At 45.6% G+C, this 14,758-nt stretch carries 12 protein-coding genes and 1 riboswitch; of the genes, 3 read left to right on the top strand and 9 right to left on the bottom strand.

The genetic code is table 11. From position 1 onward, the window contains the following. Positions 1-221: 221 nt before the first annotated feature. From glpD to R7Q09_RS19320, 4 genes are all read right to left on the bottom strand, one after another. Entirely contained in the window at positions 222-1,781 is a 1,560-nt protein-coding gene (glpD, locus tag R7Q09_RS19335; RefSeq protein ID WP_017636005.1) for a glycerol-3-phosphate dehydrogenase, read from the bottom strand. 176 nt (positions 1,782-1,957) lie between these two features. Beyond that, on the bottom strand, positions 1,958-2,749 hold the full coding sequence (locus tag R7Q09_RS19330; RefSeq protein ID WP_005380192.1) for a DeoR/GlpR family transcriptional regulator: 792 nt from the start codon (positions 2,747-2,749) through the stop codon (positions 1,958-1,960). 158 nt (positions 2,750-2,907) lie between these two features. Then, the gene (glpK, locus tag R7Q09_RS19325; protein ID WP_318071090.1) at positions 2,908-4,425 is read right to left on the bottom strand and encodes a glycerol kinase GlpK; all 1,518 of its coding nucleotides are present in this window, start codon (positions 4,423-4,425) and stop codon (positions 2,908-2,910) included. Positions 4,426-4,484: 59 nt separating this feature from the next. After that, positions 4,485-5,339 (bottom strand): MIP/aquaporin family protein, encoded by an 855-nt coding sequence (locus tag R7Q09_RS19320; protein ID WP_005380195.1) that lies wholly within the window; start codon positions 5,337-5,339, stop codon positions 4,485-4,487. Between the two features lie 896 nt (positions 5,340-6,235). Between R7Q09_RS19320 and glpT the strand changes: the two genes are divergently transcribed. Beyond that, positions 6,236-7,600 carry a glycerol-3-phosphate transporter gene (glpT, locus tag R7Q09_RS19315; protein WP_005380199.1) on the top strand — a complete coding sequence of 455 codons (1,365 nt, stop codon included), beginning with the start codon at positions 6,236-6,238 and terminating at the stop codon, positions 7,598-7,600. Between the two features lie 56 nt (positions 7,601-7,656). Then, a complete protein-coding gene (gene glpQ / locus R7Q09_RS19310) occupies positions 7,657-8,712 on the top strand; it encodes a glycerophosphodiester phosphodiesterase (protein ID WP_318071089.1) in 1,056 nt (351 codons plus the stop codon). A gap of 139 nt (positions 8,713-8,851) precedes the next feature. On the opposite strand, the gene dapD is transcribed toward glpQ, so the two are convergent. From dapD to R7Q09_RS19285, 5 genes are all read right to left on the bottom strand, one after another. Beyond that, complete coding sequence (gene dapD, locus R7Q09_RS19305) at positions 8,852-9,883, bottom strand: 2,3,4,5-tetrahydropyridine-2,6-dicarboxylate N-succinyltransferase (protein ID WP_009707469.1); 1,032 nt, start codon at positions 9,881-9,883, stop codon at positions 8,852-8,854. 324 nt (positions 9,884-10,207) lie between these two features. Further along, positions 10,208-11,191, bottom strand: coding sequence for a GGGtGRT protein (locus R7Q09_RS19300; protein ID WP_009707468.1), 984 nt, complete (start codon positions 11,189-11,191; stop codon positions 10,208-10,210). Between the two features lie 23 nt (positions 11,192-11,214). Then, positions 11,215-11,907, bottom strand: a complete 693-nt coding sequence (locus tag R7Q09_RS19295; RefSeq protein ID WP_005386501.1) for an iron-sulfur cluster assembly scaffold protein — start codon at positions 11,905-11,907, stop codon at positions 11,215-11,217. Between the two features lie 132 nt (positions 11,908-12,039). After that, positions 12,040-12,115: riboswitch (Fluoride riboswitch) on the bottom strand. Between the two features lie 156 nt (positions 12,116-12,271). After that, positions 12,272-12,571 carry a YebG family protein gene (locus R7Q09_RS19290; protein WP_009707466.1) on the bottom strand — a complete coding sequence of 100 codons (300 nt, stop codon included), beginning with the start codon at positions 12,569-12,571 and terminating at the stop codon, positions 12,272-12,274. Between the two features lie 134 nt (positions 12,572-12,705). Continuing rightward, on the bottom strand, positions 12,706-13,632 hold the full coding sequence (locus R7Q09_RS19285) for a LysR substrate-binding domain-containing protein (protein WP_005386506.1): 927 nt from the start codon (positions 13,630-13,632) through the stop codon (positions 12,706-12,708). A 109-nt stretch (positions 13,633-13,741) separates the two neighbouring features. Here R7Q09_RS19285 and R7Q09_RS19280 point away from each other — a divergent pair, with 109 nt between their 5' ends. Continuing rightward, a complete protein-coding gene (locus tag R7Q09_RS19280) occupies positions 13,742-14,716 on the top strand; it encodes a TDT family transporter (RefSeq protein WP_318071088.1) in 975 nt (324 codons plus the stop codon). Positions 14,717-14,758: the final 42 nt, after the last annotated feature.

Below are 14,758 nucleotides of genomic sequence, written 5' to 3'. Positions count from 1 at the left end.
GAGAATTGCATTGCCATACAGAGGCAATACTCTGAGTACGGTACTCTGAAGTCATTGATGCATTATTTTTCAAATGAGTATGATTGTATTTAACGCCAAATGTCTATGAATAGTTGTTCTTATTTGCAATCGAGTGGAGCGCACCAAGGTGTTGTGCTTAAACAACAAAACAAAAAGCCTGCAACTAAGCAGGCTTTATTGTGGGGGAGGGAGGGGAGCTGTTAGCCAACTTGAGAAAGATTAACCACTTTCTGTTGTAGCTTTTTCTTTAAATAGTCCGTTAAGGCCTGTTTTTCTTCCTCGTTCATGTAAAGACCAAGCTTAGTACGGCGCCATAAAATGTCTTCATCGGTCATTGCCATTTCATGGTTCATTAAGTAATCGATCTCACGTTGGTAAACACCACCTGCTTGTGCCGAGAACGTTTGTCCTAAGTCAGCTTCACTTGTTGTGCCTTCCATTAAGTTCCAGGTTTGGGTACCAAACTGTGTGACATAACGAAGAATCAATGCTTCTGGCGCCCAAGTGTATTTAGCGTGAATTTGTTTAGCTAATTGTTCACGACTACAGCTGAAGTTACCACCAGGAAGGGTTTGGTTGGCCGTCCAGTCTTTACCCATTTCAGGTAGGAACGGAGCAAGTTTCTTCATTGCTGCTTCACCTAACTTACGGTAGGTCGTTAACTTACCACCAAAAACAGAAAGCAGAGGTGCATGGTCGTATTCCGCATCGAGCTCTAGCGTGTAGTCTCGTGTGATTGCTTGCGGAGAGTCAGATTCATCGTCACATAAAGGACGAACACCGCTGTATGTCCAAACTACATCTTCGCGAGTCAACTGGTGGACAAAGTGTTGGTTTACGATATCAATGAGGTAATCGACTTCGTCATCTGAGATCGACACTTCACGTGGGTCACCTTTGTATTCCACATCTGTTGTACCAATGATTGAGAACTTATCTAAGTAAGGAATCATAAATACGATGCGATTGTCTTTGTTTTGAAGGATGTAGGCTTGCGGTTCGTTGTGGATACGAGGAACAACGATGTGCGAGCCTTTGATTAAGCGAATGTTACGAGGAGAGGCTTGCTCTAATCCATCATCAAAGAACTGTTTTACCCAAGGCCCCGCAGCATTGACTAACGCTTTCGCTTTACGTTCGAAACGTTGGTCTGTCATCACATCGTGAATAGTAACGTGCCAGATACCACCTTCACGGTGTGCTTTTTCCACGCGGCAGTAGTTACGTACTTCAGCATGGTTTTCGCGAGCCGCAAGAACGTTCAGTAATACTAAACGTGCATCATCAACCCAACAGTCAGAGTATTCGAAACCCGTTTTCATTTCTGGTTTTAGCAAGCCAGATTTCGCAAGGTTGACGGTTTTACTGCCTTGCAGCGTCGTACGTTTACCCAAGTTATCGTAAAGGAAAAGGCCACAACGAATCATCCAAGCTGGGCGTAGGAATGGGCGATGCGGTAAACGGAAACGCATTGGTAGTGCGACGTGTGGTGCTTTACGAAGAATAACCTCACGCTCTGCGAGCGCTTCCGAAACTAAACGAAACTCGTAGTGTTCAAGGTAGCGTAAACCGCCGTGTATCAGTTTAGAACTTGCTGAAGAAGTCGCAGATGCGAAGTCATTTGCTTCATATAAGCCAACACTCAAACCTCGGCCAGCTGCGTCTGCCGCAATACCAGCTCCGTTAATGCCGCCACCGATTACGATCAAGTCTAAGGTAGTGGATGAGCTAGTAGTGGAAGCATTATTTTGTATACTCATAAATTTGACCTCTTGGTGAGCGAACGAGCATTTTAGAACATAATGTAATCCTAGCTCAGGTTTCGTTTGTGATCATCTATTATTTTCGTTTGTGAGCGTTTTGTGTGATTTAGACACAAAAAAACCTCTGTCTAATTAAGACAGAGGTCATTTGAGGGGGAATTATACGATTGACGTTACTCGTTTTCGGAGTTTGATTCGTTAGCTTCAACCACTTCAAGTGGGATAGAAGCTTCCTTCAAAATTGACAAGATTTCTTCTGGTGGCTGCTTATTGGTAAAGATCATGTTGAGCTGTGCAATATTGCCTAGTTTCACCATAGCATTGCGCCCGAACTTGGTGTGGTCTACGGCAAGAAATACACTACGGCTATTGTCAATGATCGCTTGTTTTACCCGGACTTCGTGGTAATCAAAGTCTAATAGCGAGCCATCGAAGTCGATACCGCTAATGCCGAGAATACCAAAGTCGAGACGGAACTGTTTAACGAAATCGAGGGTAGCCTCGCCAACAATACCGCCGTCTCTGCTGCGGACTTCTCCACCCGCCAAAATGACTTTGATTTCAGGGTTAGGGAAAAGAATGGTCGCAACATTGATGTTGTTGGTGACAACACGCAACTGTTTATGGTTTTTATTGAGCGCTCGCGCAACTGCTTCTGGTGTGGTGCCGATATCGATGAATAGTGTGGCACCATCTGGAATGTGTTTGACTACCTCGTCTGCAATGACATCTTTTTCATTGAAGTTGAGCGCTTTACGCGTGTTGTAAGATGTGTTTTCAGAACTGAGAGGAATAGTGGCTCCACCGTGATAACGACGAATTTTGTTGTCATCGGCGAGTTCATTGAGATCGCGTCGGATGGTTTGTGGGCTGACATTGAATCTTTCTACCAACTCATCCGTGCTGACATAGCCTTGTTTTTTCACCAGCTCAACAATCTGCTGGTGTCGAGGTATTTGCTTCACTTACCACTCCCTTGTGCATTGGTAACGGCCAATGCTTCAAATTCGAAGCTCTATTGTGCTCGAATTTGCTCGTTGTGAGAAGTAAGCGAGTTCAGGAATCGGGGATAAAGCGCAAAAAGAGCGCACAAATGGCGCTCTTTTTTCTTATGGAGATGAGATTAATCTTCTTCGTCGTGAAGTTCAGACCAGGTTTGTGCACATTTCACTGCACGTTTCCAGCCCTTGTAACGACGATTGCGTTTTTCTTCATCATCGTGTGGCTCAAAGGTGCGATCAAGTACCGCTTTATTCTGCAACTCATCAATGCTATCCCAGTAACCAACTGCAAGGCCGGCAAGGTAGGCTGCACCAAGAGCGGTAACCTCAGTTACTTGAGGGCGGTGTACTTCTGTGTTCAATACATCGGATTGGAATTGCATTAGGAAGTTGTTCGCTACTGCACCACCATCGACTCGAAGGTTCGCAAGCTTAATGCCTGAGTCAGCTTGCATCGCATCCAGTACGTCACGAGTTTGATAAGCGATGCCTTCCAATGTTGCACGGATGATATGGTTTGAATTCACACCGCGAGTAAGGCCGACAATCGTGCCACGTGCGTAGGCATCCCAGTATGGAGCGCCTAAACCAGTAAATGCAGGCACGACATAAACGCCGTTTGATGTATCCACTTTTGTCGCGAAGTATTCAGAGTCTTCTGCACCGTTTAGGATTTTCAATTCATCGCGTAGCCATTGGATAGAAGCTCCACCCATGAATACGGCACCTTCAAGTGCATAAGCTGGTTCGCCTGCAGGACCACAAGCCAAAGTTGTTAGAAGGCCATGTGTCGAAGTGACTTTTTCTTGGCCAGTATTCATTAGCAAGAAACAACCCGTACCGTAAGTGTTTTTCGCTTGACCCGCTTCAACACACATTTGGCCGTAAAGCGCCGCTTGTTGGTCACCTGCGATTCCAGAAATAGGAATACGAGTACCGCCTTTACCACCGATGTTGGTTTTACCGTAAATTTCCGATGAGCGCTTCACTTCTGGCATCATAGATGCTGGGATGCCAAGCTCATCTAACATTTTTTGATCCCAACATAGATCGTTGATGTTAAACAGCATGGTACGCGATGCGTTAGTGTAGTCGGTTACGTGAACGCGACCTTGAGTCATCTTCCAAACTAACCAAGTATCGATAGTACCAAACAACAGCTTACCTGCTTCTGCGTCTTCTCGTGCGCCTTCAACATTGTCCAGAATCCATTTAACTTTGGTACCGGAGAAGTAAGGGTCAAGCACCAAACCAGTGTTGTCACGTACATAGTTTTCGAGACCGCGTGCTTTTAAATCTTCGCAGATATCAGCAGTACGGCGACATTGCCATACGATCGCATTGTAAACGGGTTTACCTGTTTCTTTATTCCAGACGATGGTCGTTTCACGCTGGTTAGTAATACCGATAGCCGCTAATTGGTCGCTACGGATACCAGACTTAGCTAGAGCTTCTACTAAGGTAGAGCTTTGTGTTGCCCAGATCTCCATTGGATCATGTTCAACCCAACCAGCTTCTGGATAAATCTGAGTAAATTCGCGTTGCGCGACGCTTACGATGTTCGCATCGTGATCAAGAATCACTGCGCGAGAGCTTGTTGTACCTTGGTCTAGGGCAACAATGTATTTTTGCTCAGTCATGGTAAGAATCCTTTTGTTTCGTTATTTATATTTTAGTAAATGTTCGAGTTACGTCAGTTTTAAGCTCTAGCTTCTTCTGTTTCTTCTTCCGTCTCACATTGGTTTGGAATCGTGCAACCGTGGCCTTGTTGTGGAAGGTAAGCTGCAATCGCTTTTGGATACAACCAACCACCAAAACACGCACCTGCAATCGGAGCAAGTAAAGGCACGATAAAGTAAGGAATGTCTTTAGCACCTGTCAGAGCGTAATCCCAACCTGCGAAGTAAGCGAACAGTTTCGGTCCAAAGTCACGAGCGGGGTTCATCGCAAAGCCTGTTAGTGGGCCAAGTGAACCACCGATGACGGCAATCAAAATACCGATCAATAGAGGGTTCATTGCGCCACGTGCCGCGCCGTTATTTTCATCGCCCAGAGCCAGAATCGCAAACATCAGCACAGCAGTGATAACGAATTCCACAGCAAAAGCACCAAAGAAAGAGAGGGAGGCATGCGGATAGGTTGAGAAGATACCAGCAGTTGCTAGTGCATCTTGGCTGCTGCGAACGAAGTTATGAGCGATTTCGTAGTCGGTGAAAAGGTTGCTGTATAAGCTGTATACCAATGCAGCAGAACAGAATGCCCCAAGCATTTGAGCGATAATGTATGGCACCACTTTCGCCTTATCAAAACCATGGAACATAGCAAGTGCGATGGTAACGGCAGGGTTGATGTGTGCACCAGAGACGCCAGCCGTACAGTAAATAGCGATGGCGACACCGAAGCCCCATACAATACTGATTTCCCATTGTCCAAATGATGCGCCTGTTAGAACTAAGGCTGCAACACAGCCTACGCCGAAGAAAATAAGTAGTCCTGTACCGATAAACTCGGCCAAACATTCTCCAAGCAGAGAGGGGTGTTTGTTCGTTGTCATGTTAAAAGTCCTTTGATCATTTTTGCCTGTCTAGCACGATACTATTGTGCATATATAAACGTTTGCGAAAACAAACGAGCGTTAAAAATGAGCGTTTGAGCATAAATTTGTTAATCAAAGTCTTCGTTTTTGTTAAATGGCGCATCTTTTAACCGGAAAAGAACACAACGAAAATAATTTATTTGTCACGAGGCCAGTGTTGAGAGCGCTCAAATTACCGATGTGAAAAAGAATGCACAACTGGTAAGAGGAGTTTTGTGAAGCTGCTACGTGCTTGGAGATTTATTACACAGAACTTGTGTAGCAGTTAACCCTAAAGGAGTAGGAGGATGTCAAATGTATCAAGGGCTAGCAGTGATATAAAAATACGCAGTCATGTTTGGACTTTTAGAAAAAATCGTCATCCCATTGATACCAATAGGATGAGTTGAGAAGAGAATAAACGCTGTTAATGTCTTGTGTTTGTGAATCATTGCTTCGGCTTGTATTCAAATAAAAAATTGTTTTTTTTATTTCGTTTGATGCTAACCGTGATCGTTTTTCAGCTTTTTAGTTATTAGTTGGTTCGGAGCGAGTAGGGCAGGCGTAAATCGCCCTTTTTACGGTTAGTTTATGTTCTAATTCGAGCCTTTGTTTCAAAGGTTTCGAATTGGAATGCTAAAGTGAGGGGTTTGAACATCAGTTTAATATTAACGAATCTTGAGTAAAGTTGAACGATGATCTAATTAATGCTCATATAATTTACTGTATTTACTTATATTTAATTCATGTGCAACATTTGTCACAGAAATAAAATCCTAACTCCATACAATTCATGAACTTTCGAACGAAGATTTATTTTGTTTCGTTCGCTCCTTTTGTGTTTTTACCATCGCATACAAAATAATGAGGTTCCTATGTTTGGAATATTCAAACCTAAGGCGCACATTGATCGTCTGTCCCCTGGCAGCATCGATAGCACCTACTCTCGCCTCCGTTGGCAACTCTTTATCGGTATCTTTGTTGGCTACGCCGGTTACTATCTAGTTCGTAAAAACTTCAGTTTGGCGATGCCTTATCTTATCGAGCAAGGCTTTAGCCGCGGAGACTTAGGTGTCGCCTTGGCAGCTGTTTCCATTGCATATGGTCTCTCTAAGTTTCTAATGGGCAGCGTTTCAGACCGCTCCAACCCTCGCTATTTCCTTAGTGGCGGCCTATTGATGTCTGCATTAGTGATGTTTTGCTTTGGCTTTATGCCATGGGCGACTGGTAGCGTCACTGCGATGTTCATTTTGCTTTTCTTGAACGGTTGGTTCCAAGGGATGGGGTGGCCTGCTTGTGGCCGAACCATGGTGCACTGGTGGTCACGTAAAGAGCGTGGTGAGATCGTTTCGGTTTGGAACGTGGCGCACAACGTGGGTGGTGGCTTGATTGGTCCACTATTTATTCTTGGCCTGTGGGCATTTAACGATGATTGGCGCACTGCATTTTATGTTCCTGCATTTTTCGCCACGTTGGTTGCTGTGTTTGTTTGGATGACGGTTCGCGATACCCCTCAGTCTTGTGGTCTGCCTCCTATTGAAGAATACAAAGACGATTACCCAGATGACTATGACAAGTCCCATGAACAAGAAATGACAGCGAAGGAAATCTTCTTCAAATACGTCTTCAATAACAAACTTCTTTGGTCGATTGCAATTGCAAACGCATTTGTTTACCTAATTCGTTACGGCGTACTGGACTGGGCACCTGTTTACCTAAAAGAAGCGAAGGATTTCTCGGTAGATAAATCGTCATGGGCTTATTTCTTATACGAATGGGCTGGCATTCCAGGAACACTATTGTGTGGTTGGATCTCTGACAAATTGTTCAAAGGTCGTCGTGCACCTGCTGGTATCTTATTTATGGTGTTAGTGACAGTTGCAGTGATGGTTTATTGGTTTAACCCTGCGGGCAACCCAACAGTAGATATGATGGCGCTTATTGCAATTGGCTTCCTAATCTATGGTCCGGTTATGCTGATCGGTTTGTACGCACTTGAACTCGCTCCGAAGAAAGCGGCAGGTACTGCCGCTGGTCTTACTGGTTTGTTTGGATACCTAGGTGGGGCAGTTGCCGCAAACGCGATTTTGGGCTACACCGTAGACCACTTTGGCTGGGATGGTGGCTTTATCATCTTAGTGGGTTCTTGTATTACTTCTATCGTGTGTTTGATGTACGCCTTCTTAGGTGAACGTGCGCACCACGAGCAAAAAGAGCGCGAGAAGGAAGCGCTAGCGTAATATTTATTTAAAGAGGCAGTGGAATACTGCCTCTTCGCTTTATCAAGGAAATAACAATGAAAACAAAGTCAGTATGTCTTACTTTTTTAGCACTTAGCCTCTCTGCTGGTGCGATTGCGAAGCCGCTTGTCATTGCGCATCGTGGTGCATCGGGCTACTTGCCTGAGCACACGCTAGAAGCCAAAGCACTTGCTTACGCAATGAAACCTGACTACATAGAGCAAGATGTGGTAATGACGAAAGATGACCAGTTGGTCGTGTTGCATGACCATTATCTCGATCGCGTAACGGATGTTGCGGAGCGTTTTCCTGACCGCGCTCGTAAAGATGGCCGTTACTACGCGATTGATTTCACGTTGGCAGAAATCAAATCATTGCGAGTCACTGAAGGCTTTAACATCGACGAGAAAGGGAACAAGGTTGCTGGTTATCCGACACGATTCCCAATGTGGAAATCAGACTTCACCGTACCTACTTTTGCCGAAGAGATTGAGCTGATCCAAGGCTTAAACAAAACGCTGGGTTATGACATCGGTATTTACCCAGAAATCAAAGCGCCTTGGTTCCATCGCCATGAAGGCAAAGACATCTCAAAAGCGGTGCTTAACGTTTTAAAACAGTACGGTTACGATTCGCAAGACGACAAAGTATACCTTCAGTGTTTTGATGCGAATGAGCTTCAACGCATCAACAGTGAGCTCATGCCTGCAATGGACATGGATTTAAAGCTCGTTCAGCTCATGGCTTACACCGACTGGAACGAGACCATGGAGTACAAAGGCGACAAGGCAACACCATACAGTTATGACTGGATGTTTGAAGCCAATGGTATGAAGAAGGTCGCGGAATACGCGGAAGGGATCGGTCCTTGGAAGCCAATGTTGGTGGATGACAAATCAACCAAGGATAACATCATCATCAAACCTTTGATGAAAGCAGCAAAAGACGCGGGCTTGCAAGTACACCCTTATACTTTCCGAGCGGATCCAGGGCGTATTCCTGCGTACACGGATAGCTTCGATGGCATGATGGATATCTTCTACAATCAGGTGAAAGTGGATGGTTTGTTTACTGACTTCCCTGATAAAGCGGTGAACTTTTTGAACAAGTAAAGTTCTAAAAACAGAGTGTTTGAAACGCTCAGTATTACGTCACACGCCATGTCGTAACAATGTGCCATCTATCAGGCAATAAAAATCCCCCAACAGTTTCCTGCTGGGGGATTTTTCGTAGGGCTAATTCACAAATGAATTAGTTGTTTTTATGCAGTTCGCTGTTTAGTTCAACCGCGCTCTTGTTTGCAAGACACTCGATTTGACCTGTTACAGAGTTACGACGGAACAGTAGGTCAGAAACACCAGCAAGATCACGTGCTTTCACTACTTCTACTTCTTGGCCAGCAGAATCTAGCATGCGTACTTTAGAACCAGCAGTTACGTATAGACCTGATTCGATAGTACAACGGTCACCCATTGGGAAACCAAGACCTGCGTTCGCGCCTAGTAGCGAGTTTTCACCGATAGAAACCACAACTTTACCGCCGCCAGATAGCGTACCCATGATAGATGCGCCGCCGCCGATATCAGAGCCGTTACCAACCACTACGCCAGCAGAGATACGACCTTCAACCATGCTCACGCCAGTTGTACCCGCGTTGAAGTTGATGAAGCCTTCGTGCATTACCGTTGTGCCTTCGCCAACGTGTGCGCCAAGACGTACGCGAGAAGTGTCAGCGATACGAACGCCAGTTGGTACCACGTAGTCCACCATTTTAGGGAACTTGTCTACGCAATCTACGCTTAGTGCACGACCCGCTAGGCGAGCTTCGATTTGACGCTCTGCTAGTTCAGGTAGGTCGATTGGACCTTCGTTAGTCCATGCGATGTTGTGTAGTAGACCGAAGATGCCGTCTAGTACCGTGCCGTGTGGTTGAACTAGGCGGTTAGAGATAAGTTGAAGCTTTAGGAAGCCTTCAGCAACACTTTGTGGCTGTTCGTCAGTTGCAAGGATAACCAGTACAAGTGGTTGTGCTGATTCTGCTGCTTTTGCTGCGAAAGATGCGTTTACCGCATCGCCGTTTGCTTCAAATGCTGCTGCCAGTTCTGCGCTTTGTGCTGCAGAGATCTCGATAGCTTGGTTGCCTTGCTCGTAACCTGCTACTGCTGCTAGTGCGTTAACAAGCGCTTCGCTTGGGTTAAGAACTGGGTTTGGGAAAAACGCTTCGATGATTTTGCCGTCGCGGTTTTTAGTTGCCGTACCAAAGGCTAGAGAGAAGAAAGCCATAGTTGATCTCCATGTGTTGAGTCTTGTGTCTCGTCTGTTCACTGACAAGAAATAATTAAGTTGTCAGCCATCATAAAGAGAGTGTTGGGGAGTTTAAAGAGGGGAAATGGAGAAAGTCTGTAGATGGATACCTTTTGTCTTTTTAGAGATATGTTTGTCTGATGAGAAATGTGTCGCAAAAGCCTTATCAGACCGATTTTGGACAGAGACACAGTGAAGTTGGAGAAGGGCGCATCGCAAAAAATAAGGGGAGGACCGAAGTCACTCCCCCTACACTGGGTTTGTTGGACTTACTGGCTTTGGATAGTAAAGCGATAAATCGATTTAGAGGCTTAGCTCACCGACCTCTACTGCAAGTGCAACCGTTGCCCCTACCATTGGATTGTTGCCCATACCGATGAAGCCCATCATCGCTACGTGTGCAGGTACTGAAGAGCTGCCCGCGAATTGTGCATCGGCGTGCATGCGACCCATAGTGTCTGTCATGCCGTAGGATGCAGGACCTGCCGCCACATTATCTGGGTGTAGAGTACGACCAGTACCACCACCTGATGCCACAGAGAAGTAAGGCATGCCTTCACGGTTACGTTCCGCTTTGTAGATACCTGCTACAGGGTGTTGGAAGCGAGTCGGGTTGGTTGAGTTACCTGTGATGCTCACATCCACTTGTTCTTTATGCATGATAGCCACGCCTTCACGCACATCGTCTGCACCGTAGCAAAGGATCTCACCTCGTGGACCTTGGGAGAAACGGCGACGTTCTACTTCCACTAACTCACCAGTTTGGTAGTTGTATTGAGTGCGCACGTAAGTGAAACCGTTAATGCGTGAGATTAGGTAAGCGGCGTCTTTACCCAAACCATTTAGGATAACTTTCAACGGATTTTTACGTGATTTGTTCACGTTCAATGCGATTTTGATTGCGCCTTCTGCCGCTGCGAATGACTCATGACCCGCAAGGAAAGCGAAACAGCCACTTTCTTCATTCAATAGACGAGCCGCCAATGCACCGTGACCGATGCCCACTCGGCGTTGCTCTGCTACGCTGCCTGGTTTTGTGCAGGCTTGAAGGCCTTCACCGATGATGTTTGCAGCTTCTTCTGCTGTTTTTGCTCCGCGAAAAATCGCCAAAGCAGTGCCTAGCGTGTAGGCATCGGCAGCGCTTTCAAACGCGATAGGTTGAGTGTCCATCACTAGTGCTTTAGGGTCGATACCACGATCCATACAGTATTGGTAAGCCTCTTCCAGAGAAGAAAGTTGCATTTCGTCTAATGTGCGACGTACAGATTCAGTAATTGGAGTGTTCATAATCTCTTTCCTCTTGGTGGCAATTATTGTTGGCGTGGGTTGATGGTAGTTACGGCTTCGTCAAAACGACCGTAAGTCCCCGTTGCTTTGTCTGCGGCTTCTGCTGCAGATACGCCTTCGTTGATGGCTTTCATCATCTTGCCTAGGTTGAGATATTGGTAACCAATCACTTCTTTGTTTTCGTCTAGTGCGAGTTTTGTTACGTAGCCTTCAGCTAACTCCATGTAACGTACGCCTTTTGCTTTAGTTGAGTAGCTAGTACCCACTTGGCTACGTTGAGTTTGACCAAGGTCTTCCAGTGCCGCACCAATTTCCAAGCCGCCTTCAGAGAAAGCAGATTGAGTACGACCGTAAACAAATTGAAGGAAGATTTCGCGCATCGCGACGTTGATAGCATCACATACCAAATCGGTATTCAGTGCTTCAAGAATGGTTTTGCCAGTTAGGATTTCTGCGGCCATCGCTGCTGATTGAGTCATGCCTGAACAGCCGATCGTTTCGATCAAAGCTTCTTCGATGATGCCATTTTTGACGTTAAGGGTCAGTTTTGCTGCGCCTTGTTGAGGAGCACAAGCACCAACGCCGTGGCTAAGACCAGAAATCGCGATAACGTCTTTTGGATTGATCATTGCGCCTTCAACAGGGATCGGTGCAGATGCATGAAGATCGCCGCGTTGAATCGGGCACATTGATTGGATTTCGTGTGAATATTGCATAATGTTTTCCCAGTGTATTTTTATTTTTTGAGAAAACAGGAGCGGGGTTGGAGAAGAGTTGAATTGCTCACTACAGAACTCTTGCTTTCACAACACAGGCGAGAGCATTTCCAACAGGGCTGACCTGTTTTCGTTTCTGTAGGAGTCATTAGCTTTGAAAGCGGTTCGAACCTTTCGATTCCGGTGGCACCCCATCACCGTGCCCATTTAGATTAGATCTAAGTCACACTAATCTGCAACATGAAATTTAGAGCAATTTGGGATATCAAATCGGTTCTTTATATTCTCAGAGATATATGGCGATAAATACAACGCATAAAAAAACGCCGCATAATGCGACGTTTTTTCTAAACAAATGAGAGGCTTATGCAGCGTCTTCTTGATCGCCATCTTCTTCAACAGCTTCAAGCTTCTTTGCTTTTTTTGGTGCAGGTTTACGTTTTGCACCCAGAGCGTAAAGCACTTCTTCTTTGTTTTGCGCAAGGTACATTGCAAGATCTTCTTGCTTACCTTCGTCTTCTAGAAGTTCACTCTTACCCAGCAGTGAGAATAACTCGTCCGCCATATCCAGCATTTTGTCGTATGCGTCAGCTTCCGCTTTAGAGGTAAAAGTCATTTTCTCTTCTCCATTGCGTTCTACCACGTACTTGACGATTACAGCCATGGTTGGTCCTCTAAGTTAATTTGTTAAATTTTATACTGGCTTTTTATACAGTTTTTGACCAATTAAGTCTAGCCACAAGCCTCAGAATGAGAGACACGTACAACTAACTGACTAGCATTTAAACTATCTTGGTTTCACTTTGCGGGTTTGTCCGTCAAAGGAAGGTTTGTTGGTCGCTCCCAATCTTGGCAAAATTCGATAAACGTTTTGAGCAATGGGCTTTGATATTTCTCTTTATGAACCAGTAACCAGAAGCGACGTTTCATATCTAAAGGCATGTCGAGCAGTTTTACGCGGCCGTCACGAATAGCAGGTTCTGCAGACAAACGTGACAAGCAGCCCAAGCCTAACCCTGCCGATACTGAGTTGATCAACGCTTCGGTGGTATTGAGCTGAAAAGCTTCATGCCAATGTTCCAAGCGCGGTGCGACAACGCGCATAAAAAATTCGCGTGAACCAGATCCTGCCTCTCGCAATATCCATTCACTGTTTTCTAGCTCGGTTAAGTTTACTGGCCCTTCGTGCGCGGCTGGGTAATCGGGCGCGCAAATCACGCACATTTCATCTTCGCTAAACTGGGTAGACTGCAATTCAGGGTGAAGTGTTTTGCCCTCAATGAGGGCTATGTCTAACTCGTAATCGGTCAGCATGTCGCAGATTTGTGCGGAGTTAGAAATGAACAGGCTTTGAGAACGATGGTTCGTTTGCTGACGAAATTCGCTAAGCAAATAGGGCGCGACTTGGTTGCCAATGGTGTCGCTGGCACCAATGCGAAGTTGGCCCGATAGCGCTTGGTCACCATCGAAAATGCTCTCGATGTCTTTGGCTCGGTTGAGTAACTCATCCGCCAGTGGTAGCAGTTTTTGACCTTCTTGGTTCAAAATCAGTCGGTTATTAACACGATCAAACAAGTGATGGCCGATCTGTTTTTCTAATTCTGAGAGTGCCATGCTCACTGCGGCTTTCGATAAAAAGAGACTATCAGAAGCCGCTGTGAGCGTTTTGTGCTGCGTGATCGTCGTAAACACTTTCAGTTGTTTAAGAGAAATGTGACTTGCCATACCCTACCGTTAAGTAATTCTGAACGTTTGTTTTAAATAATTAGATATATCGGAACGAAGTGCAAGCGTATTATACGTCCCATCAAGAGTGAGTCTGGTTGAGGTCATCATGATTCAAAGAACAAAAGCAAAAGTAATGGGAGCGCCAACTCCAATGGCGGGTTTGGCTCTTGGTATTGCAAGCTTGGGCTGGAGTTGGGAGAACTTCGCCGAATTACATGGCTACGGACAGTGGATTAGTGCGGGTATCGCGAGCATATTATTGGCTATATTGGCAACCAAGTTTTTGCTACATAATCATCTATTGAGACAAGATCTTGCTCATCCGGTTGTGGGTAGCGTGGTTCCGACATTTGCGATGGGCACTATGGTGGTATCGAACTCTCTCGGCCATTTTTACCCATTGGCTGGTGATGTGCTTTGGCTGATTGCGGTGGTTCTGCACATCGTGTTCTTGGTGAGCTTTGTTTACCATCGCGCCAAAGATTTTGAATTGCACCACATGGTTCCTAGTTGGTTTGTACCGCCAGTGGGTATCATCGTTGCGGATGTGTCTTTCTCTGGCAACCCGATGTTAGCACCAGTGGCACAAGGTGCATTGATGTTTGGTATGGTGGCGTACGCGATCATGTTGCCGATGATGATTTACCGTTTCATGTTTACCCATGAAATTCCGGATGCAGCGAAACCAACAATGGCAATCATGGCAGCGCCAGCAAGTTTATCATTGGCAGGGTACTTAACGGTCACTGCGACACCATCACCAGTGATCATCGCTATGCTATTTGGTATCGCGGTATTGATGACAGCCATCATTTACCTAGCATTCTTTAAATTGCTAAGACTGCCATTTAGTCCAGGTTACGCAGCGTTTACCTTCCCAATGGTGATTGGTGCAACGGCTCTGTTTAAAATGGCGAATTGGATGGAGTTGCAAGGATTGGCTGCGCACTATGTTCAACAAGTGCGAGGCTTAGCTGGTCTTGAGTTGATTGTGGCAACATTTGTTGTCTCTTATGTGGCCTTACAATACATCAACAACTTGTTGATTCAGCCACGCTTGATACACGCTCATCACGCTTAAATAGCAGATAGGAAAAAGCCTCTTGGTCTTACAACCAAGAGG

This window comes from Vibrio sp. 2130-1 (assembly GCF_033339515.1).
Note: the sequence above shows the minus strand (reverse complement) of the source record. Positions and strands in the feature narration are given on the sequence as shown.